Below are 20,654 nucleotides of genomic sequence, written 5' to 3' on the forward strand. Positions count from 1 at the left end.
ATCAGGACGCAACGACCTGCAATGTCGAGCCCGCGCGTCCACGCTTGACGTAGAGGCGGCTCGGAATGCGCTGACGCATTTCGTCGACGTGACTGACGACTCCGACGACGCGGCCGCCCGCACGTAATTCGTCGAGCACGGCCATCACCGATTCCAGCGTGTCCGCATCCAGCGTGCCGAACCCCTCGTCGATGAACATGGTGTCGAGAACGACCCCGCCGGATTCGGCGGCCACGACATCGGCGAGACCCAGCGCGAGCGAGAGCGACGCCAGAAACGCCTCGCCGCCCGAGAGCGTCTTGGCCGAACGCACCACACCGGTGTAGTCGTCGCGAATGTCGAGACCGAGTCCACCCCGCTTTCCGCGAACGCCGGCCTCGTCGGAGTGCACGAATTCGTAACGACCCGAGGACATCCGACGCAAGCGTGCCGATGCCGACTCGGCGACGTCCTCGAGACGGGACGCAAGCACGTAGGACCGCAGCGACATCTTGCGTGCATTCTGCCCACGCCCGGCAACCACATCCGCCAAGTTGGCGAGCTCGTCGAACTCGGCGCGTTGCGGCGCGATGGCCGCAGCCGCCACGAACAGTTCGGCGATCAACCGCTCGAGCTCGTCCGCGCGTCGGCGACACTCGGCCACCTCCCCCGCGGCAACCTTCGCCGCGCCGTCCAGTTCGGCGAACCGGGCACGCAGCGGATCCAGGTCGATCGGCGGTTGCCCGCTCTGGGCGACAATGCCGGGTTCGAGCAGCACGTGTTCGGCGTGTGCCCGACGCTCCTCCGCGAGACGAAGTTCGGTCTCGATCTGCTCGACGCGGTCTTCGGTGAGAACGGCATCTGCTGCTGCATCGGCGGAATCGAAGTTCGATGCCGATACCCGTCGATCCAGTTCGCCGCGCAGCGCGGCGTGCTGCTCGCTGGCGTCGAGCCAGGCGATTCGCGCTTCCTGCAGTCGGCGGGCACCGTCGATCAGCTTCTCGCACTGGGCAATTCGCTCGGTCAACGATGCGCCTTCGGCAATTTCCTCGGCTACCGACGCTCGCATCTGCGCCACCGATCGCTCGGTGGCTGCGATGCGTTCGTCCAGCGCGCTGCGCCTGGCGACGAGATCCTGCAGCGTGACCGCCAGCGCATCCGACTCGGCGCGCAGCCGGCGCAGCTCGGTCGTCGCCGGGTCGAGGTCGGCGGCCCTCGCTCGGGCGTCTCGGACGGCAGTCGTCGCCGCATCGAGGGTGTGAGCAAGCTCCGCGGCGGAGGCTCCGCCCGTCCGGTCGTGCAGCAGATCGACCGCACGACTGGCGTCGGCGACGGCCGCGATCGACCGTTCCAGCTCGGCAGCGCACTTTCGCTCCGCGGCAGCGGCCTTGTCCTCCTGCGCTTTCGTGACCGTCGACGTCGCGGCAGCCGCCGGATTCGGGTGTTCGGCCGACCCGCATACGACACACGGCGCACCGGGCTCGAGGCGGGCAGCCAGCTCTGCGGCCATGCCGTCGATGCGGCGTTCGCGCAGCTCGAGCAAGTGTTCCCAGGCGCTGTTGCGCGCGGTTGCAGCACGGTCCCTGACGCGTTCTGCCTCGACGAGAACAGCTCGGGTCCGCACCAATTCGAGGGCCGACTCAGCGGCCGCCTGAGCGCGGGCGCACCGCTCGTCCAGTCCCGGAAGCTCGGCAGCGGCCGCGGCTGCGCGGGCCACCCGCGCTTCCACAGCGGCGAGGGTCTCGGGAAGTGTCGCCTGTTTCGTCGTCGTGCGTTCGATGGCAGCAACGGTCTCGGCACGCTGTCTGCGCTGTTCTGCGAGCTCGGCGTCCAGCCGGTCGGCCTCACGGGATGTCCCGAGCAGCGACTGCAGCCGTGCGACATCGGTGGTCCATGCTCGTACGAACTCGGCAACCACTGCTCGCTCGTCGGCCGGATCGTTCTGTACCGGCGGCCACTGCAGTGCGTCGTGGAAGCGCCTGCCCTCTGCGGACGTCGGCAGTGCCTGTTCCGCGGCGGTCAGCGCTGTGGTGGCCGCATCTGCGGTAGTGGCGGCAAGGCGCAGATCGGCGACAGCGTCGGCGATGGGACCCGCAGCAGCAGAATCGGCCAGTTCCGCGCGTCGCGCTGCTCGGGCGGCTTCGCCGTCCCGGTACTGCGCGAGTTGCTCTTCGGCGATCGCGCGTCGGCGCTGCAGGTCCAGGGCGCTGGTGGCCTCGGCCAGCGCGGCGGACGCACGCCCGGCTGCCGCGTCGACCAGCACCGCACGACCCTGGGCGAGAGTTCTGTTCTGCCGTGCACCGTCCAGAACCCGTGCCGCCCATTCGAGGGGATCCTGGGCCTGCTCACCGGGCGCGGCGTCGTCGGTGGACGGCTCGGGTACGCCCGCGGCCTGGGACACTCTGCCCAGCATGATGTCGATGGCCTGGTCGGCGTCGGCAAGACCGGCGGCCAATTCTCGACGCCGCTCGGCGAACCATTCCTCCACGTCGCCGAATCTGCCTGTGTCGAAGAGTCTTTCGAGTAGGTTTCCGCGCTCGTCGCTGTCTGCTCGCAGAAACTTCGCGAACTCGCCCTGCGGCAACAACACCACTTGAAAGAACTGGTCGGCACTCATTCCGAGCAACCCGTTGACCGCGTCGCCGATCTCGTTGAGCCGCGTCAGGTTCTGCCCACGCCCGTCGAGCCACGTGAGACTCGCCTTGGCATGCTGCTTGGTGGTGCCGGCAGTCCTGAGCTTGGGGCGCAGGAACTCCGGACTGCGCACGATCCGGATTCGTCGCCCACCGAGGGTTGCTTCGAGGGTCACCTGCGGGACGACACCTGCCGCGGCGTGGTCGGACAGCAGCCTCTTGCCCTCCCGCCGTGCTCCGGGAACGGTGCCGTAGAGCACAAAGGCAACGGCGTCGAGCACTGTCGTCTTCCCGGCTCCGGTCTGACCGTGCAACAGAAACAGCCCGTCGGCTCCCAGCGCGTCGAAATCGACCGTCTCCGTTCCCGCGAAGGGACCGAAGGCGGTGATCTCGAGTGAGTGCAGCCTCATGCAGCGCCGCGGTCGACGGTGCTCGCCGGTGTGCGCATGGATTCGGCCTCGCGCTGCACGGAAGCAAGTGCGCGCTCGAAGAGAGCGGACTCGGCTGCGGTGGGCGCGCTACGCATGTCCGTCAGGAACGACGTCGCGATCTCGAGGTCGCTGCGGCCGCGGACACGATCGCGATACCGAAGCCCCCCGTCGTCTTCGGGTCGACGCCACTCGAGATGGATCGCGTGCCGAAAACGCTGTTGCAGCAACCGCATTGCATCGACGGGACGTACCTCGTCGGTCAGCACTGCCGAGACGTAGTAATCCTCGTATTCGGAAAAGGCTGCGTGAGTGGTCAATTCCTCGACCGTGCCCTCGATGCGGGCGAGACCGCGAACCACCGGCAAGTCCACTCGATCGACGCTGCCGAGCCCGTCGGCGTCGAGTTCGAGAATCCACACGGCCTTACGGTGCGAGCGTTCGCCGAACGAGTACGGCAACGGGGAGCCGGAATACCGGACCCGCTCGGTGAGTGTCTGCGGAGAATGCAGATGACCCAGGGCCACGTAGTCGACGCCGTCGAATGCCGATGCCGGTGCCGTTTCGATTCCCCCGGACGAAATCGATCGCTCCGAACCTGTCGCTTCGCCGCCGACGATGAACGCATGCGCGAGGACGACGGACCGAACATGTTGCCCTGCTTCGCCTCTCGCTGCGAGGTCGGCGCGCACCAAGTCCATGGCAGCATCGAGCACCTCGGCGTGCGTCCGTGCCGCCGGAACGTCGAGTTCGACTCGGGTGGTCTCGGGCTCGAGGTACGGAATGCCGTAGAACGCAACCGATCCGTGCTCGTCGTCGACGACCACCGGGGTCGCGACGCTGCCGACCTTGGTCATCAGATGCAGTCCGCCGGCCGAGGCGAACGCAGCTCCGGCACCCAACCGAGCGGGTGAATCGTGGTTACCCGACGTCGCGACGATGACGGCTCCGGCGGCTCTGATCGCTTCGAGTCCGCGATTGCACACCACTACGGCATCCGCGCTCGGCACGGCGCGGTCGTAGATATCACCCGGGACGACGACCACGTCGATCGACTGTGCGGCAACCAGTTCCGCGATGGACTCGAGCACTGCGCCCTGATCGGCCAACAGGTCGACACCATGAAAGGTGCGACCTATGTGCCAGTCCGAGGTGTGCAGGATTCTCATGTCGACGACGCTATCGGCAACCACCGACAAACTATTCGAGGCTCGTCGGCCTGTCGGGCGTGAGCATCGACCCACAGCTCGTCTCGCCCGAACTTGTCGGTGGCGTGCTGCATCATCGGCACCATGAACATTCTCACCGCGCTCGGCCTGCTCGTCGCACTCGCCATCGGCGGCGTGGTGGGGTGGCTGTTGCATGCCTCTCGGGTGGGTGATCGGGCCGTACGAGCGGAGGCCCAGCTGGCGGCTCTACGCCAGAACGAGGCGCTGCTGCGCCAGTCGCTGAGCGCGGTGAACGAGGATTCCGCGCGGCGCAATTCGACGGTCATCGGCCAGCAGGTGTCCCATCTGGTGGAGCCACTGCACGACGCCGTCGATGCTCTGGCCGAGCACGTGCGAGAAGTCGAGCACCACCGCATCAGGGCGTACGCGGGGCTGTCGGAACAGGTCACCGGAATGCATCGCGCGTCGATGCAGCTCTCCATGCAGACCGGACAACTGGTCACCGCACTGCGCGCACCGCAGATCCGAGGTCGGTGGGGCGAGATCCAGCTCGAACGGGTCGTCGAACTCGCCGGAATGGTCAAGCACTGCGACTTCGACACTCAGGTGAGCAAGGACGGCTTTCGACCCGACATGATCGTTCGCCTCGCCGGCGATCGACAGATCGTCGTCGACGCCAAGGTGCCGTTCGCGGCCTACCTCGACGCCGCGCAGGACGAAGAACCCGGTGCTCGCGACAAGCATCTGCGCCGCCACGCCAAGCAGTTGCGCACCCACATCGATCAACTGGCCGACAAGGCCTACTGGGAGGCGTTCGAGCCGACGCCGGAGTTCGTCGTCCTGTTCGTTCCCGGCGACCCGTTTCTCGACGCCGCGTTGACGTCGGATACGAGCCTGCTGGAGTACGCCTTCGGCCGGAACGTGATTCTTGCCACCCCGACCACTCTGGTCGCTCTACTGCGCACCGTCGCATACACCTGGAAGCAGGAGTCGATCGCCGAGGACGCGGCGCGGATCCACCAGCTGGGCCGCGAACTGTACGGCCGCATCGGAATCGTCTCGACACATCTCGACAAGCTCGGAGCCCACCTCGGCAAGGCTGTGGAGTCCTTCAACTCCACCGTCGGGTCGGTCGACAGCAGGGTGGGTGTCACCGCACGCAAGCTGCACGAGCTCGAGCTGTTCGACGCCGAACCGGTGGAGATCGCACGCGTGGACGAGCGTCCCAAGCCGTCCGATTCGTCCCGCTACCGGCACGACTTCGGTCATGTCAGCGATGCAGTGGGCTGAACTACGGCTAACCTCGAGGGGTGTCTACCTCCCAACGTGCCCGATCCGGGGTACCGCTGGATCACCGATCCATCCTCGCGACCCTGCCCGGCGTACCAGCGTGGGGTGCCGTTGCGATCGCCGCAGGGCTGACCTTTCTCGGGTTTCTCATCGACGCCGCGCGTGGAACCGAGCTGACCGGTGCGTTCGCGTTCCTCTACATCCTCGGCTGCATCGCGGCGGTATTGCTGGTCCGCTACCGCGGACTGTTCACCGCGATGGTCCAAGCCCCGTTGATTCTGTTCGTGGCCGTACCGCTGTCGTACCAGTACTTCACCGACAACGCGGGCACCAGCCTCAAGGACATCATCCTGAACGTGGCGATTCCGCTGGTCAACCGGTTTCCGTTGATGCTGCTCGGCACCCTCGTGGCCGTCGGCCTCGGTGCCGTACGCATCGTGCTGAAGCGGCAGAACACGCACGCGCCCGCAGTTCGACGCAGCACGAAGACCGCCGACACTGCTCGGCGTCGCACGAAATCGGAAGACGCCCCTCGTCGAAGCACCAAGGCCGGCGACTCCGCTCGCCGGAGCCCGACCTCCGAGGACGACACACTCACCCGGGCACAGCGGCGAGCGCAGGAAGACCGTCCGTCGCGCGCACGTAGCCGTCGAGCTGCGGCGGACCGTGACGACGTGTCCGCGGTCGAGGCCACCGACATCGTGCCCGAGCCGTACGTGGGCCGCCGAGGAACCTCTCGCGCCGCAACCGACTCCGGTGCCGCGCCACGACGGTCGGCAACAACCCCCGGGGCGACGCCCGGATACGCACGCCAGGCGAGTCCGCAGCCCGAGTACCAGCGGCCCTCCCGCTCCCACGCCCAGTACCCGCAGGATCGCACGCCCCCACCCGGCGTAGCGCGCCCATCGCGGCCGCAGCCGTCCGAGGCACCGTATTCGACGGAACCTCGCCGGGAGCGTTCCCCTCGGGTTCAGCCGCCGCGGGACGCCGTCGATCCGTACTCCAGCAGCGCTCGGCACACAGTCGAACCGGTCGTGAACGACGCGCCGCCGAACGTGCGCCGTGACGACATTCCTCCGCATCCGGTGCCGCAGGTTCGGTACCGCGACCGCCACGCCGACGACTGACCCCACCGACACTGGCCGGTCATGGACCGGTCAGCGTGCGGGGCGCAGCTCGCGGGGCAAGGAGAAGACGAGGGTCTCGTTCGCGGTGGTGACGGGCTGCACGTCCGCGTATCCGTGCTCGGCGAACAGGTCGATGACGCCCTGCACCAGGATCTCCGGCACGGACGCTCCCGACGTGATGCCGATGGTCTCGACGCCGTCGAGCCAGGCCAGATCGATCTCTTTCGCGTAGTCCACAAGGTAGCTGGCCCGTGCGCCGGCACCGAGGGCGACCTCGACAAGACGCACCGAGTTCGACGAGTTCTTCGAGCCGACGACGATCACCAGATCGCACTCCGGCGCCATCGCCTTCACCGCGACCTGACGATTTTGCGTGGCGTAGCAGATGTCGTCGCTCGGCGGATCCTGCAAGGTCGGGAAGCGCTCCCGCAGCTTCGCGACCGTCATCATGGTCTCGTCGACGCTCAGCGTGGTCTGCGAAAGCCAGATGACCTTGTTCTCGTCGCGCACCGTGACGCTGTCCACCGATTCCGGGCCGTCGACGAGCTGGATGTGCTCGGGTGCCTCACCTGCGGTGCCCTCGACCTCCTCGTGGCCCTCGTGGCCGATGAGCAGAATGTCGTAGTCGTCTCGGGCGAACCGCTTGGCTTCCTGGTGCACCTTGGTCACCAGCGGGCAGGTCGCGTCGATCGTCCGCAGGTTCCGCTCGGCAGCAGAAGTGTGCACCGCAGGCGAGACACCGTGCGCCGAGAACACCAGCAGCGAACCCTCGGGCACCTCGTCGGTCTCCTCGACGAACACCGCACCGCGATCGGACAGCGTCTCGACCACGTGCTTGTTGTGCACGATCTCCTTGCGCACGTACACCGGCGCACCGTGCTGTTCGAGTGCCTTCTCGACGGTCTCGACGGCGCGATCCACGCCCGCGCAGTAGCCACGCGGCTCGGCGAGAAGCACTCGCTTACCCCCGGCATGCGCGGTCGTGTGCGAGCCGGCGGAGTGTGCGATACCAAGATTCAAAGGAACGGCCGAAGACATACCTCCCAGGATACGTGCATCGCAGCAACCGGGTCATTCCGCAGGCCCTGGCCTGTCGGCTACCCAAAGGCGACGACTTCGGGCAGTCTGGTGTGCATGACTCGACTCCCCTTTGCGGCGCGGGTGGCTGCAGGCGTCGCCGTGACCGTCGTGGAAGAGGCCCGCAAGCTTCCCGGTTCCGCGTTGATGTTGCCCATGACCGTCGTCAGCGAGGCGTTGGCACGCGGCATGCGGCTTCAGCAGCAGGTGACAGCCCTCGCCATCAAGGGCGATCTGGTCATTTCGGCTCTGCCGGTGATCGGAACTCCGCGCGAGGAGCAGCCGTCGTGGGCGAGTTTCGACGAGGACGAGGACGACGCGTACCCCGCCGCATCGAGGTTCGACTCCGCAGCAGTCACCGATGACGTAGATGTTCCCGACGCACCGGTGGCCGAGCCCATCGCAGCGAATGGACGATTCGCCCTGTACTCGACGCCTCCGCTGGACGAACCGGTGCAGGACACGTCGGCGAAGCCCGCAGCAGCTGCGACGAAGCCCGAGATCGTCGAGATGATCGACTTCGACACTCTTGCCCTGGCTCAGTTGCGCGCACGGCTGCGCACGCTGTCCATCGAGGACTTGGAAACCCTGCTCGAGTACGAGAATGCGACGTCGGCTCGTGCACCGTTCCAGACCATGCTCGCCAACCGAATCACCACCGCCAAGGCGAAGTGAGCACTCCCCCCACTCAGTCCGGCCCCGCTCCATCCGGTGCGAGTACCGCCGAACAACCATGGCCGGTGCGCACCGTCGCGATGAAGGTGGCCGGTTGGATCGACAAACTCGGCAGCATCTGGGTCGAGGGGCAGCTGACGCAGATCAACGCCCGCCCCGGCACACGCACGGCATTTCTGACTCTGCGTGATCCGTCGGCAGACATGTCGTTGTCGGTGACGTGCTCGCCGCAGCTGCTGGATCGCTCGCCCGTCCCGCTGACCGAGGGCGCGCGCGTCATCCTCTACGGCAAGCTGTCGTTCTTCACCGGCCGCGGCACCATTTCGCTGCGCGCCACCGACATTCGCGCTGTGGGTGTCGGCGAACTACTGGCCCGCATCGAACGGCTCCGGGCTCTGCTGGCGGCCGAAGGACTGTTCGACCCGCGACTCAAGCGTCCGCTGCCGTTCCTGCCCGGCACCATCGGGCTCATCACCGCCCGCGCCAGCGCAGCCGAGAAGGACGTCCTCACCGTCGCGCAGAGGCGTTGGCCCGCAGTGCGATTCGAGGTACGGAACACTCCGGTTCAGGGTCCACAAGCGGTGCCGGCAATTCTGGACGCACTGAAGGATCTGAACGACGACCCGCGCGTCGACGTCATCGTCCTCGCCCGCGGCGGCGGTAGCGTCGAGGATCTGTTGCCGTTCTCCGACGAGGCACTGTGCCGAGCCATCTCACGTGCGACGACGCCGATCGTCAGCGCCATCGGACACGAGCCCGACAGTCCCCTCAGCGATCACGTCGCCGACCTACGTGCTGCCACCCCCACCGATGCCGCCAAGCTCGTGGTGCCCGACGCCGTCGCCGAACAAGCGTTGGTCGCGGAGCTGAAGGCCAGAAGCGCTGCAGCGCTCCGCAATTGGGTGGAACGGGAGGCACGCGGGCTGGAGATGCTGCGGCATCGACCCGTGTTGGCCGATCCATTGGCGGCCCTCGAACAGCGTCGCGAGGAAGTTCGGCGACTCGCCGATGCAGCTCGACGCGACGTGCAGCGCGAGCTGACCACCCAGGACACGCTCGTCGAACATCTGCGGGCGAGGCTGTCGACGCTGGGGCCTGCTGCCACACTTGCCCGGGGCTATGCCGTCGTACAGCGGGTGGTGCCGGGTGCAGATCCCGAGGTACTACGTTCGGTCGAGGACGCGCCGCCGGGTACACAGATCAGGGTGCGGGTGGCCGACGGTGCCGTCACCGCAGCAGTAATGGGCCGAGTGAAATGACGCCGAGTGAAAAGACAGAGGGAGATTCGATGAGCGAGAACGAAGACAAGCCGGTGTCCGAACTGGGCTACGAGGAAGCCCGCGACGAGCTGGTCGGCGTGGTGAAGATCCTCGAGCAGGGCGGGCTCGATCTCGACGCATCCCTCGCTCTGTGGGAGCGCGGCGAACAACTGGCGACGCGCTGCGAAGAACAACTGGCGGGCGCACGCAAGCGCATCGAGACCGCGCTGGCGAGCACCGAGAACGACAGCTAGGGCGCGAGCGGTTCGGTGGCCTCGACCGCAGCCGCGAGAGTGGTGAATTCCTCGGTGTTCGCCGTGCCGCCCAATAGGATTCGCACGTCACCGAAGTCCGAGACCCAGTAGGTGCGCGAGCCTTCCTCGCCGTACACGACCCAGTCTCGACCCGAGACGTTCTGCGCGCCCGACGCGTACACCGTCTCCCCGGCCACGAACGGCACCACCAGTTCCTCGGACGCGGCCGTCTGAGTCAACTGCAGGTACGCACCCGATCCGGTGATGTATCCGACAGTCGACGCCGCTCCACCACTGTCACCGGAAATGGTCGCGCGGCTGCCCGAATTGGGCGTCCATTCCTCGGGAACGACCGGATTGCGCACCGGGAACCCTATTTCGGCCGCGTCGTACTGCAGTGCCGAGTTCACGTCGAAGTTGGGAATGGGTCCCTGCTTGGGTCCACCCGGGCTCAACGAGCACTGACTGGCCACGCCTGCAATCAACAAACATGCAATGACCAGCGGAATCAGCGACCAGACCATGTCGCGGTTGTTGTTGAGAATCCGAGGTTTGCTGTTTGCCACATCTCCAGTATCCCCTCTGTGCAGCAGTGCTCGGTCGGCGCGTACCTCACAGTCGACCCGACCCCACCGCGGGCATCACAGAAGTGAGATAATCCTGCCTGGGTAACACCCCACCAACCAGGAGGCTACAAACCGATGACGGCCAGCACCGAGTCCACTCGCGCCATGGCGCCAGATCGCAACCTCGCACTCGAACTCGTCCGCGTCACCGAGGCCGGTGCGCTCGCCTCGGGTCGCTGGGTCGGTCGGGGCGACAAGGAAGGTGGCGACGGAGCAGCCGTCGACGCGATGCGTCAGTTGGTCAGCTCGGTCTCCATGCGCGGCGTCGTCGTCATCGGCGAAGGCGAGAAGGACGAAGCGCCGATGCTCTACAACGGCGAGCAGGTCGGCAACGGAAACGGACCCGAGGTGGACTTCGCCGTCGACCCCGTCGACGGAACCACCCTGATGGCCAAGGGCATGCCCAACGCCATCTCGGTACTCGCCGTTGCCGAACGCGGCGCGATGTTCGACCCCTCGGCCGTGTTCTACATGGAGAAGATCGCCGTCGGACCCGATTACGCCGACGTCATCGACATCACCGTCCCCGTCGCCGAGAACATCGCCCGCATCGCCAAGATCAAGAAGGGTTCCGCCTCCGACGTGACGGTGTGCATCCTCGACCGCCCCAGGCATGCCGAACTGATCCAGCAGGTGCGCGACGCCGGATCACGCATCCGGTTGATCTCCGACGGTGACGTCGCCGGTGCCATCGCCGCCGCTCGTCCCGACTCCGGCACCGACATGCTCATCGGCACCGGCGGAACGCCCGAGGGCATCATCGCGGCCGCCGCGATGCGCTGCATGGACGGCGCGATCCTGGGCCGTCTGGCACCCACGGACGACACCGAGAAGCAGAAGGCCATCGACGCCGGGCACGACCTCGATCGCGTCCTCGACACCAAGGACCTCGTCTCGGGCGAGAACGTCTTCTTCACCGCCACCGGCGTCACCGACGGCGACCTGCTGCGCGGCGTCCGCTACGCGGGCGGCGGAGCCCACACCCAGTCCATCGTCATGCGCTCCAAGTCCGGCACCGTGCGCATGATCGACGCCTACCACCGCCTCGAGAAGCTGCGCGAGTACTCCTCGGTGGACTTCGACGCCGACGAATCCGGCCAGGCACCGTCCTTCTGATCCCCGAAACCACGACTGGCAAAGTAAGGCTCATGACGCAGACAGACGAACAGCAGTTCCGGATCGAACACGACACCATGGGAGAGGTTCGCGTCCCCATCGACGCGCTCTGGCGCGCCCAGACGCAGCGTGCGGTGGAGAACTTCCCCATCTCGGGCCGCCCGCTCGAGCGCACCCAGATCCGCGCGATGGGCCTGCTCAAGGCAGCCTGCGCGCAGGTCAACAAGGATCTCGGTCTGCTCGACGGCGCATTGGCCGACGCGATCATCGCGGCCGCCAACGAAATCGCCGAGGGCAAGCACGACGATCAGTTCCCGATCGACGTCTTCCAGACCGGCTCGGGCACCAGCTCCAACATGAACGCCAACGAGGTCATCGCGTCGATCGCCAAGGCCAACGGCGTCGAGGTGCACCCCAACGACCACGTGAACATGTCGCAGTCCTCCAACGACACGTTCCCGACGGCCACGCACGTCGCCGCTACCGAAGCAGCCGTCACCTCCCTGGTGCCCGCGCTGCGGCACCTGCACGAGGCTCTGGTGACCAAGGCCACCGAGTGGAAGCACGTCGTGAAGTCCGGACGCACCCACCTGATGGATGCCGTCCCCGTCACTCTCGGTCAGGAATTCGGCGGCTACGCCCGGCAGATCGAGGCCGGCATCGAGCGCGTCGAAGCCACCCTGCCGCGTCTGGGTGAACTGCCCATCGGCGGCACCGCCGTCGGCACCGGCCTCAACGCACCCGACGGCTTCGGCCCGAAAGTTGTTGCTGCTCTGGTGAAGTCGACGGGCATCGACGCCCTCACCGCCGCCAAGGATTCGTTCGAGGCGCAGGCCGCTCGTGACGGACTGGTCGAGGCATCCGGCGCACTGCGCACCATCGCAGTGTCACTGACCAAGATCGCCAACGACATTCGCTGGATGGGATCGGGGCCGCTCACCGGACTCGGGGAGATCGCACTCCCCGACCTGCAGCCCGGCAGCTCGATCATGCCCGGCAAGGTCAATCCCGTTCTCCCCGAGGCTGTTACCCAGGTGGCAGCGCAGGTCATCGGTAACGACGCGGCAGTGGCCTTCGGCGGCGCATCGGGTGCCTTCGAGCTCAACGTGTACATCCCGATGATGGCCCGCAACGTTCTCGAATCCTTCAAGTTGCTCGCCAACGTCTCGGTGCTGTTCGCCGACAAGTGCGTCGTCGGCCTCGAAGCCAACGTCGAGCACCTCAAGACCCTTGCCGAGTCCTCGCCGTCCATTGTGACGCCGCTGAACTCCGCAATCGGCTACGAGGAAGCGGCCGCAGTCGCCAAGCAGGCGCTGAAGGAAAAGAAGACAATCCGTCAGACCGTCATCGACCGCGGACTGATCGGCGACAAGCTCAGCGAAGCCGAACTGGACAAGCGCCTCGACGTCCTGGCCATGGCGAAGGTCAAGGACTAGTTTCGCTGCTCTACCCGCAGGACCCGCAGGACCCGCTGCACCCTTGAACGCGCCCGCCCCCGGTTGGATCAATGTGGGTTTCAGTCACTCAGACTGCAACAAAGTCGCATTGATCCGACCGGGGGCGGGTCGCTTTCGAAAGGGGCGAACCTCAGGCCAGGTGCGCGAGTTCCTCGCGTGCCTTCAGGCCGTCCTCACCCAGATCGGTGCGGTCGAAGATCTTCCAGCCTGCGAGCAACGGCTTGAACACCTTGTCGCGTTCCTGGTCGGCGTCGTAGATGCCGGCTTCGGCGAGGGCGGCGATGCTGCTGCCGCGGTCGGGAAGCTCGATCTCGGGGATCTTGAAGCCGTTGATACGGTCGGCCACTGCGCGCGCAGCCTGATCGGGTACGACAGCGAATGCCTCGTCGAGGATGCTGGCGAAGAATGCCGACTGCAGCTCGTCGTCGTCGGCGATTCTGCCGAGGATGGTGGCCAGCACCGGATCCTTGCCCAAAGCGATGGTGTTGCGGTTACGCAGGGCGGCGGCAGCTTCTTCGATGGCGAAGTGCGCCAGGATGTCGAGCAGCCGCTGGCTGGGCGCGTCGAATCCGAGGGTCATGTGTTCCATCCGGACTCGCTCGAGGGCGACCGGATCGACAGCGCGGGTGATCACCAGGAAGTTGCGCAGCACGATCGACTGTCGGTTCTCTTCCGACGTCCAGCGGCCCGTCCACTTCCACCAGGCACCGAGGCCGGTGAGGGCGTGGGCCAGTTCCCGGTGGTAGGCGGGGAGGTTGTCGGCCACCAACACGCCCACCGTGGCGGACAGAATTTCGACGTCGCTCAGGTGCGACTGCTCGGGCGACCAATCCTCGCCGCCGAGGAACGCGAAGTTCTTGCCGTCGTCGAACGGCGCGAGCTCATGGGGGTGCCAATCACTCGCTGCCTCGATATGGCGTCGTAGATTCTCTTCGACCGCGGGCTCCAAACGGACCAGCAGATCACCGTCGGACAGGTTCGTAGACATGCGGTAACCGTAGCGCCTGCCGCCGAGCGTCCGACGTCGCGCCCCTGACCTCTGTGAATTCTCCTAACGCCAGGTCGTTGCGGGTCTATCCTCAGGTGCATCCAATCATCGACGTGAGGACTCCTCATGATGCGGTCGGGTCGAAATTTCTGTGTCTTTCTGTCGTGTGCTCTCTGGTTCTGTTGGCAGGGTGCTCCGAAGACGCACCCACCGCAGACAGTCCACCGGCGTCCGAGCCGGTGCCGACCGAGGATCTGTCGCCCGGCCAGGTTGCCGGCGTCGACGTTCCGGCCGGTCGGGTCGACGATGCGGTCGGCAAGCTCGACGGTATCGCCGACGAGCTGATGGCATCGTCGAACATTCCGGGTATGGCCATTGCCGTCGTGCACGGTGCCGACGTCGTCTATTCGAAAGGCTTCGGCGTTCGCGAAATGGGGAAGGACGACCCGATCGACGGCGACACCGTGTTCCAGCTGGCCTCGCTGTCCAAGTCAGTGGGTGCGACGGTGGTCGCGTCACAGGTGGGAGCGGGTGTCATCGACTGGTCGACGCCGGTGGTCTCCGAGCTGCCGTGGTTTGCGCTTGACGATCCGTGGGTGACTCAGAACATCACGGTCGGCGACTTCTACGCGCATCGAAGCGGACTCCCAGAGCACGAGGGCGATCTACTCGAAGACCTCGGCTACGACCGGAGACAGATCCTCGAGCGCCTTCGGGAGGTGCCCCTCGATCCGTTCCGTTCCACGTATCACTACACCAACTTCGGGATCACAGCCGCGGCCGAGGCCGTCGCTGCCGCGTCGGGCAAGGACTGGGACACCCTCGGCGAGGACACGATCTACGGTCCGCTCGGCATGACCTCGACAAGCTCGTCGTTCTCCGACTACATCGGCCGCGCCGACCGAGCGGTACCTCACGTCCTCGTGGACGGCGAGTATCAGGCCCGATACCAACGCGAACCCGATCCGCAGACGCCGGCCGGTGGCGTCAGCTCCTCGGTGAACGATCTCGCCAGGTGGCTGACGATGCTCATCGCCGACGGCACCCACGACGGAAAACAGATCGTCGATCCCGACGCCCTCCTTCCTGCCATCAGCGCGCAGATCGTCTCGAGCCCGTCGACGACGGCGGATTCGCGCGCGGGCTACTACGGGTACGGATTCAACGTCTCCACCAGTGCAGCCGGCCGCACGACCGTCAGCCATTCCGGAGCGTTCGCGCTCGGGGCGGGCACGAACTTTCTCTGGATCCCGTCGCTCGACGTCGCCATCGTGGTACTGACCAACGCCGCGCCACTCGGCATCGCAGAAACGGTCACGGCCGAGTTCGCCGACCTCGTGCAGTTCGGCGAGGTACGCGAGGACTGGCGAACGCTGTACAAGAATGCGTTCGCCGGTATGAGCGAGCCGGAGGGCGACCTCGCGGGGAAGACCGCTCCGACGAATGCCGCTGCGCCACAACCGCTCACGTCGTACACCGGGGCGTACCAGAACGCCTACTGGGGGCCGGCGACCGTCGCGGAGGTCGACGGGAGGCTGGTGTTGACCCTCGGACCGAACTCGACTTCCTACGAGTTGTCGCACTGGGACGGTGATACCTTCGCGTTCGAGCCGACCGGTGAGAACGCACCGGACGGAACGATTTCTCAGGCGACATTCGAGGGGAACACGGTCACACTCGAGTTCTTCGACGGCGATGGATTAGGACGGTTCACCAAGTGACTGATACCCGACAAGCAACCGACAGCGTGCAAAACTTGTTCGACGCGTTGAGGCTTCGCGAGACCGATCGCGCGCTGGCGCTTCTCGACGAGAAAATCGTGTGGCACAACGTCGGGCTTCCCAAGGTGCGCGGAATCTCGAACGTCGGCAGATTTCTGACGCTGCTGGCCAAGCCGGGTTACGGTTTCGACGTCGTCGTGCACAACATCGCGGCCGACGGAGATGTCGTGCTCACCGAGCGCACCGACGTCCTGATCTGGCGTCGGCTCCGCGTCGAGTTCTGGGTGTGCGGAACATTCGAGCTGCGCGACGGCAAAATAGCTGTGTGGCGCGACTATTTCGACAACGTCGATTTCCTGAAAGGTGTTGCGCGAGGAGTGCTCAGGGCTGCACTCGGCCGGTGACCCATGTGAGTGGAACTTCGTAGCAGTCTACGAAGTTCCACTCACGAGGGGCGTCAGGCCCCTGACGGACCGAATTCCTCGAGCATTTCGGTCACCAGTGCAGCGATCGGTGAACGCTCACTGCGAGTGAGGGTGATGTGCGCGAAAAGCGGGTGCCCCTTGAGCTTTTCGATGACGGCAGCGACGCCGTCGTGTCGTCCGACCCGCAGGTTGTCTCGTTGCGCGACGTCGTGGGTGAGTACGACGCGGGAACCCGACCCCAGCCGTGACAGCACCGTGAGCAACACGTTGCGCTCGAGCGACTGCGCCTCGTCGACGATCACGAACGAATCGTGGAGCGAGCGACCGCGAATGTGCGTCAGCGGCAACACTTCCAGCATGCCGCGGGCGATGACCTCCTCCATGACCTCCGGGCTGGCCAGCCCTTCGAGGGTGTCGAAGACGGCCTGGCCCCACGGGCCCATCTTCTCGCTCTCACTGCCGGGGAGGTAGCCGAGTTCCTGACCACCGACGGCGTAAAGAGGCCGGAAGACAACAACTTTCCGATGCGAGCGACGTTCGAGGACGGCCTCGAGTCCGGCAGTGAGAGCCAGTGCGGACTTACCGGTGCCGGCCTTGCCGCCGAGCGAGACGATGCCGATGCTCTCGTCGAGCAGAAGATCGAGCGCCACACGTTGTTCCGCCGAACGACCGTGCAGGCCGAACGCCTCACGCTCGCCGCGCACGAGCTGAAGCTGCTTGTCGGGCGTGACGCGCCCCAGCGCACTCTGCCGTCCGGCAAGCAGTCGAACTCCGGTGTGACACGGCAAGTCTCGGGCCTCGACGAGATCGATGACACCGTCGTTGAACAGGGTGTCCACGGCGTCGGAGGGCACCTCGAGCTCCGTCATACCGGTCCATCCGGACGGCACGACGTCGTGAGCGTGGTACTCGTCGGCGGGGAGCCCGACAGCACCGGCCTTGACGCGCAGCGGGATATCCTTGCTGACCAGCACCACATCTTTGCCCTCAGCCGCCAGATTCAGGGCGCAGGCGAGGATTCGAGAATCGTTGGAGTCGGTACGGAATCCGACGGGAAGCACCGACGGATCGGTGTGATTGAGCTCGACTTGCAGTGTGCCGCCGGACGTTCCGATGGGGACCGGCTGATCGAGTCGGCCGAATTCTACGCGAAGGTCGTCGAGCATGCGCAAGGATTCCCGCGCGAACCATCCCAGTTCGTGATGGTGGCGTTTGCCCTCCAACTCGCTGATCACGATCAACGGAAGTACCACATTGTGCTCGGCGAACCGGATGACTGCCCACGGATCCGACAGCAGGACCGAGGTATCGAGCACGAATGTCCGAAGAGGGGCGGAAACGGAGCGTGAAGTGGTCACGTGGGGCTCCTACGTTTGCGCGGCACCGCGCAAACTCTGTCGCTCGGCCGGTCGGGTCCGATGTGTCAGGTGACACGAGGACCGGGTACCGGCCCTCTCGCGCTCACTAGCTCAGTCACGTATCAGAACCTCCCGCACAGGCAGCTTCCCCGCTGCCTGTTACTGCCGACGGTACCGCCGAAATCCGGTATCGGCTCGCTGGAAGTCTGGCGTGTCGGTGAACAACGCGTTACGGCCGATTCGCCCCAGGTCGGCGGGACGTTCGGTGCCGAGACCGCCCTCCCCCGTCGGATCAATGTGGCTTTGTTGCACTCAGATCGACTGATAGCCACATTGATCCGACCGGGGGCCAGCGTGAATGAACCACTGCAGACGTCCGAACGCTGCGGTGGTCCATTGACGCGACCGGGGTGGGCAGGAAAGCCAGGGTCAGCCCAGCAATCCCCAGTCTTCGAGGCCCTCGTACAACGGCTTGCTCTGTGCCAGTTTCACGACGCGTTCTTTCAGGGCGTCGGTGGCCTGCCCGGTGGCCAGGGCGGTTGCGATGATGTCGGCGACCTCGGTGAACTCGGCTTCGCCGAATCCGCGGGTGGCGAGTGCGCCGGTGCCGATGCGCAGGCCGGAGGTGACCATGGGCGGGCGTGGGTCGAAGGGCACGGCATTGCGGTTGACGGTGATGCCGACCTCGTGCAGGAGGTCTTCTGCCTGCTGGCCGTCGAGCTCGGAGTTGCGGAGGTCGACGAGGACGAGGTGCACGTCGGTGCCGCCGGTGAGGACGGAGACGCCCTTGTCGGCGACGTCGGCGCCGGTGAGCCGCTCGGCGAGCAGCGACGCGCCGAGGAGGGTGCGTTCCTGACGTTCCTTGAACTCGGGCGTCGCAGCGATCTTGAAGGCGACGGCCTTCGCGGCGATGGCGTGCATCAGCGGCCCACCCTGCTGGCCGGGGAACACGGCGGAGTTGAGCTTCTTGGCCCATTCCTTCTTGGCGAGGATGATGCCGGAGCGCGGTCCGCCGAGGGTCTTGTGCACCGTCGAGGACACGACGTCTGCGTAAGGCACGGGTGAGGGGTGCACGCCTGCGGCGACGAGTCCGGCGAAGTGCGCCATGTCGACCCAGAGCAGTGCGCCCACTTCGTCGGCGATGGAACGGAACGCAGCGAAGTCCTGGTGGCGCGGGTAGGCCGACCAGCCGGCGATCAGCACCTGGGGCTTGGCGGCGATGGCCTGCTTGCGCACCTCGTCCATGTCGATGCGGTGATCTTCTTTCGACACCCCGTAGGACTCGACCTCGTAGAGCTTGCCCGAGAAGTTGAGCTTCATGCCGTGGGTGAGGTGGCCGCCGTGGGCGAGATCGAGTCCCATGATCTTGTCGCCCGGGTTGATCAGTGCCATCAGTACCGCGGCGTTGGCCTGCGCACCGGCGTGCGGCTGCACGTTGGCGAACTCTGCACCGAAGAGTTCCTTGGCGCGATTGCGGGCGAGGTCCTCGACGATGTCGACGTGCTCGCAGCCGCCGTAGTAGCGGCGTCCGGGGTAGCCCTCGGCGTACTTGTTGGTCAGGACGCTGCCCTGGGCCTGCAGAACCGCGCGGGGCACGAAGTTCTCCGAGGCGATCATCTCGAGGGTGTCGCGCTGACGTCCCAGTTCACCTGCCATCGCCGCGGCGACCTCGGGATCGAGCTCGGCCAGTGACAGGTTGTTGACGTCAGTCATAACAGGAGTCTCCAAGGGACAGCAGAGTAAGGGGGCATCAATAAACAACGGACCTGGGCCAGTTTACGAGACGCGTACTGCACCCGGTGTCAGTGGCTCGTCGAGCAGTCTGCCGAACAGCTGCGCCCGCTCACTGGCGGTCTCTCCCTGATCCAGCCAGCCGGCGAGAAGCTTGTAGCCCTCGACGTAGGTACTGATGTACGCCCGCCACAGCGGCGAGGACAGAAAGCGCAGACTTTGCCGTGCGCGCTGCGGCGAGGCAAGTGACCATCGCTCCAGGTAGGCGGCCACATCGTCCTCGCTCCTGTGCTGATCGTGCAGCAACAGAGCGGCGTCCTGGCGAACCCCCAGCAGTTGGCTCGACGCCGCCGAGAGTCGCTCGGCCTTGTCGCCGTCGAATCGCAGTCCGAGGTCGGCGTAGATTTCCTGCGCCCATGCGCCCCAGCCTTCGCCGACGATCGCCCCGAGAGCGTGATCGGCGAGCCCCTCGGCCATCAGGCACTGCGGAGTGTTGACCACGAACAACGTCTGCTCGAGTTGTCCTGCGCCGACGAGCCCCGTCTCCTTGCGGCAGTGCTCGGTGTGGTGGCCGGGGTAGGACTCGTGCGCGATCAGGTGGGGCAGGTTGGCCATCTGCTGTTCGATGTCGGAGTTGATCGCGACGGTGGACTGGAAGTTGCCGAGGTAGTAGTTGAAGCCGGACCACGGCTTGTCGCCGACTACCTCGTACGTCACCTTCTCGTTCTCGGGCAACGAGTATTCGGCGCGGACACGGTCGCGCAATGCGGACGAGAACGCTTCGACGCAGTCCTGCAGTCGATCCGCTGGGATGACGTCGGCGCGGCGGTGGGCGATCAACCGTTCGCTCAGCGAGCCGGGTCCGGGGAGCACCTCGTCCATCTTGCGATGCGCCTGCAGGTACTGGTCCTGATCCCCCGGTGCGATTCGAACGTCGAAGTAGGCGTGGACCTCGTCGACGAAGCCGATGTTCTCGCCTGCGAACTTGCGCGCGGAGCATTCCAACGCCCGCAGGTGGACGTCGAGAAACGTCCGGCGTTCCGCTGTCAGTTCGACGTTGCCGAGCTCGGCGCGCAGTGTCTGCGCTCGACGGACGAGCTCACGCGGCTCCGGCGCCGGGGCGTTCTCGGTGATTCGACGCAGTTCGGGATCACCGGTGTACGCGTCGACGAAACCGTCTTCGAGTCGGTCGAAACTCAGGCCCAGCAACAGGTATTCGCGAACCAGGGAAGCAGCATCCATATCCGAACCCTAGTACGGCGAACGACCCCGCCCGTGCGCGGTGGACAGGCACCGAGCACAATCTGGAACCATGCGACTCGCGCCCGACAGGAGCAACGC

Annotated in this window: 17 protein-coding genes; 9 read left to right on the plus strand and 8 right to left on the minus strand. The window is 66.0% G+C overall.

All coding sequences use genetic code 11. From position 1 onward, the window contains the following. Position 1: 1 nt before the first annotated feature. Together K414_RS0123305 and K414_RS0123310 are read right to left on the minus strand one after the other, a co-directional pair. Complete coding sequence (locus K414_RS0123305; RefSeq protein WP_027498127.1) at positions 2-3,022, minus strand: SMC family ATPase; 3,021 nt, start codon at positions 3,020-3,022, stop codon at positions 2-4. Continuing rightward, positions 3,019-4,209 (minus strand): exonuclease SbcCD subunit D, encoded by a 1,191-nt coding sequence (locus K414_RS0123310; protein ID WP_027498128.1) that lies wholly within the window; start codon positions 4,207-4,209, stop codon positions 3,019-3,021. Before K414_RS0123310 ends, K414_RS0123305 begins: the two co-directional genes overlap by 4 nt. A 123-nt stretch (positions 4,210-4,332) precedes the next feature. Between K414_RS0123310 and K414_RS27805 the strand changes: the two genes are divergently transcribed. Both K414_RS27805 and K414_RS0123320 read left to right on the plus strand, forming a co-directional pair. Further along, the gene (locus tag K414_RS27805) at positions 4,333-5,499 is read left to right on the plus strand and encodes a DNA recombination protein RmuC (protein WP_037220511.1); all 1,167 of its coding nucleotides are present in this window, start codon (positions 4,333-4,335) and stop codon (positions 5,497-5,499) included. A gap of 20 nt (positions 5,500-5,519) precedes the next feature. Then, positions 5,520-6,626 (plus strand): DUF6542 domain-containing protein, encoded by a 1,107-nt coding sequence (locus K414_RS0123320; protein ID WP_027498129.1) that lies wholly within the window; start codon positions 5,520-5,522, stop codon positions 6,624-6,626. A gap of 30 nt (positions 6,627-6,656) precedes the next feature. Here K414_RS0123320 and K414_RS0123325 read toward each other — a convergent pair whose 3' ends face one another. After that, complete coding sequence (locus K414_RS0123325; protein ID WP_027498130.1) at positions 6,657-7,664, minus strand: 4-hydroxy-3-methylbut-2-enyl diphosphate reductase; 1,008 nt, start codon at positions 7,662-7,664, stop codon at positions 6,657-6,659. 96 nt (positions 7,665-7,760) lie between these two features. On the opposite strand from K414_RS0123325, the gene K414_RS0123330 reads away from it, so the two are divergent. The 3 genes from K414_RS0123330 to K414_RS0123340 are packed head-to-tail and all read left to right on the plus strand — an operon-like array spanning position 7,761 to position 9,891. Continuing rightward, positions 7,761-8,378, plus strand: a complete 618-nt coding sequence (locus tag K414_RS0123330; protein ID WP_027498131.1) for a lipid droplet-associated protein — start codon at positions 7,761-7,763, stop codon at positions 8,376-8,378. Further along, positions 8,375-9,637 carry an exodeoxyribonuclease VII large subunit gene (xseA, locus tag K414_RS0123335; protein WP_027498132.1) on the plus strand — a complete coding sequence of 421 codons (1,263 nt, stop codon included), beginning with the start codon at positions 8,375-8,377 and terminating at the stop codon, positions 9,635-9,637. The genes K414_RS0123330 and xseA overlap by 4 nt, the downstream gene beginning before the upstream one ends. Positions 9,638-9,666: 29 nt before the next feature. After that, a complete protein-coding gene (locus K414_RS0123340) occupies positions 9,667-9,891 on the plus strand; it encodes an exodeoxyribonuclease VII small subunit (RefSeq protein ID WP_027498133.1) in 225 nt (74 codons plus the stop codon). Here the strand turns inward: K414_RS0123340 and K414_RS0123345 are convergent. Continuing rightward, positions 9,888-10,457, minus strand: coding sequence for a DUF4245 domain-containing protein (locus tag K414_RS0123345; RefSeq protein ID WP_027498134.1), 570 nt, complete (start codon positions 10,455-10,457; stop codon positions 9,888-9,890). The genes K414_RS0123340 and K414_RS0123345 overlap by 4 nt on opposite strands. Positions 10,458-10,592: 135 nt before the next feature. Here K414_RS0123345 and glpX point away from each other — a divergent pair, with 135 nt between their 5' ends. Beyond that, complete coding sequence (glpX, locus tag K414_RS0123350; protein WP_027498135.1) at positions 10,593-11,633, plus strand: class II fructose-bisphosphatase; 1,041 nt, start codon at positions 10,593-10,595, stop codon at positions 11,631-11,633. Between the two features lie 32 nt (positions 11,634-11,665). Beyond that, positions 11,666-13,069 (plus strand): class II fumarate hydratase, encoded by a 1,404-nt coding sequence (locus tag K414_RS0123355; RefSeq protein WP_027498136.1) that lies wholly within the window; start codon positions 11,666-11,668, stop codon positions 13,067-13,069. Between the two features lie 151 nt (positions 13,070-13,220). Here the strand turns inward: K414_RS0123355 and K414_RS0123360 are convergent, their stop codons facing one another. Next, complete coding sequence (locus K414_RS0123360; protein WP_027498137.1) at positions 13,221-14,078, minus strand: acyl-ACP desaturase; 858 nt, start codon at positions 14,076-14,078, stop codon at positions 13,221-13,223. Positions 14,079-14,251: 173 nt separating this feature from the next. Here K414_RS0123360 and K414_RS0123365 point away from each other — a divergent pair, with 173 nt between their 5' ends. Further along, positions 14,252-15,799 carry a serine hydrolase gene (locus K414_RS0123365; RefSeq protein WP_237606574.1) on the plus strand — a complete coding sequence of 516 codons (1,548 nt, stop codon included), beginning with the start codon at positions 14,252-14,254 and terminating at the stop codon, positions 15,797-15,799. 26 nt (positions 15,800-15,825) lie between these two features. Next, a complete protein-coding gene (locus tag K414_RS0123370) occupies positions 15,826-16,203 on the plus strand; it encodes a limonene-1,2-epoxide hydrolase family protein (protein ID WP_051365414.1) in 378 nt (125 codons plus the stop codon). A 53-nt stretch (positions 16,204-16,256) separates the two neighbouring features. On the opposite strand, the gene K414_RS0123375 is transcribed toward K414_RS0123370, so the two are convergent. The 3 genes from K414_RS0123375 to K414_RS0123390 form a co-directional block, all read right to left on the minus strand. Continuing rightward, positions 16,257-17,582 (minus strand): PhoH family protein, encoded by a 1,326-nt coding sequence (locus tag K414_RS0123375; protein WP_027498140.1) that lies wholly within the window; start codon positions 17,580-17,582, stop codon positions 16,257-16,259. 429 nt (positions 17,583-18,011) lie between these two features. Beyond that, on the minus strand, positions 18,012-19,295 hold the full coding sequence (glyA, locus tag K414_RS0123385) for a serine hydroxymethyltransferase (RefSeq protein ID WP_027498141.1): 1,284 nt from the start codon (positions 19,293-19,295) through the stop codon (positions 18,012-18,014). Between the two features lie 63 nt (positions 19,296-19,358). Then, positions 19,359-20,555 (minus strand): hypothetical protein, encoded by a 1,197-nt coding sequence (locus K414_RS0123390; protein ID WP_027498142.1) that lies wholly within the window; start codon positions 20,553-20,555, stop codon positions 19,359-19,361. Positions 20,556-20,654 lie beyond the last annotated feature (99 nt).

This window comes from Rhodococcus sp. JG-3, assembly GCF_000482405.1.
In the GTDB taxonomy this organism is placed as follows: Bacteria; Actinomycetota; Actinomycetes; order Mycobacteriales; family Mycobacteriaceae; genus Rhodococcoides; species Rhodococcoides fascians.

What these genes read in the sequence shown, in the direction of transcription:
- K414_RS0123340 (WP_027498133.1), top strand. Translation starts at nt 9,667, where the DNA reads ATGAGCGAGAACGAAGACAAGCCGGTGTCCGAACTGGGCTACGAGGAA.
- K414_RS0123355 (WP_027498136.1), top strand. Translation starts at nt 11,666, where the DNA reads ATGACGCAGACAGACGAACAGCAGTTCCGGATCGAACACGACACCATG.
- K414_RS0123360 (WP_027498137.1), bottom strand. Translation starts at nt 14,078, where the DNA reads ATGTCTACGAACCTGTCCGACGGTGATCTGCTGGTCCGTTTGGAGCCC.
- K414_RS27805 (WP_037220511.1), top strand. Translation starts at nt 4,333, where the DNA reads ATGAACATTCTCACCGCGCTCGGCCTGCTCGTCGCACTCGCCATCGGC.
- glpX (WP_027498135.1), top strand. Translation starts at nt 10,593, where the DNA reads ATGACGGCCAGCACCGAGTCCACTCGCGCCATGGCGCCAGATCGCAAC.
- K414_RS0123310 (WP_027498128.1), bottom strand. Translation starts at nt 4,209, where the DNA reads ATGAGAATCCTGCACACCTCGGACTGGCACATAGGTCGCACCTTTCAT.
- K414_RS0123305 (WP_027498127.1), bottom strand. Translation starts at nt 3,022, where the DNA reads ATGAGGCTGCACTCACTCGAGATCACCGCCTTCGGTCCCTTCGCGGGA.
- K414_RS0123330 (WP_027498131.1), top strand. Translation starts at nt 7,761, where the DNA reads ATGACTCGACTCCCCTTTGCGGCGCGGGTGGCTGCAGGCGTCGCCGTG.
- K414_RS0123325 (WP_027498130.1), bottom strand. Translation starts at nt 7,664, where the DNA reads ATGTCTTCGGCCGTTCCTTTGAATCTTGGTATCGCACACTCCGCCGGC.
- glyA (WP_027498141.1), bottom strand. Translation starts at nt 19,295, where the DNA reads ATGACTGACGTCAACAACCTGTCACTGGCCGAGCTCGATCCCGAGGTC.
- K414_RS0123390 (WP_027498142.1), bottom strand. Translation starts at nt 20,555, where the DNA reads ATGGATGCTGCTTCCCTGGTTCGCGAATACCTGTTGCTGGGCCTGAGT.